Source organism: Providencia rustigianii DSM 4541 (genome assembly GCF_000156395.1).
GTDB classification, from domain to species: Bacteria; Pseudomonadota; Gammaproteobacteria; order Enterobacterales; family Enterobacteriaceae; genus Providencia; species Providencia rustigianii.
This window is the reverse complement of the sequence record NZ_GG703823.1, coordinates 104143-104448: the sequence shown is the minus strand read 5'-3', so window position 1 is coordinate 104448 and position 306 is coordinate 104143. Positions and strand designations below refer to the sequence as shown.

Sequence of the window (306 nt, the reverse complement as noted above, 5' to 3'; positions counted from 1 at the left end):
CCCTACGCACAATGAATGCGCCGAGTGTTGGTGAGCAAGTGATTATCCTAGCTATCGGCGGTGAGTTAACGACAGCATTTGTATTAACGGGTATTTTCTCCAATGAACACTCAGAGCCTACCGATTCATTGACGGCAGACCATCGCACCTATTCAGACGGGGCAGTCATTGAATATGAGCCAGCCACGGGCGCGTTGAAAGCGACTGGTATCACAACCGCACATATTGAAGCCAGTGAGCAAGTTAGCGCGATAACGCAAGTGGTTATCGTTGATGCCGCTAAGCAAATCAAACTCAATACTCCAA

The 306-nt window shown here is 48.7% G+C and carries 1 protein-coding gene; it reads left to right on the top strand.

What is annotated here, in order from left to right:
- Positions 1–306, top strand: a 306-nt coding sequence (locus tag PROVRUST_RS18085; protein ID WP_006816345.1) for a phage baseplate assembly protein V, incomplete at both ends; no start/stop codon positions are given.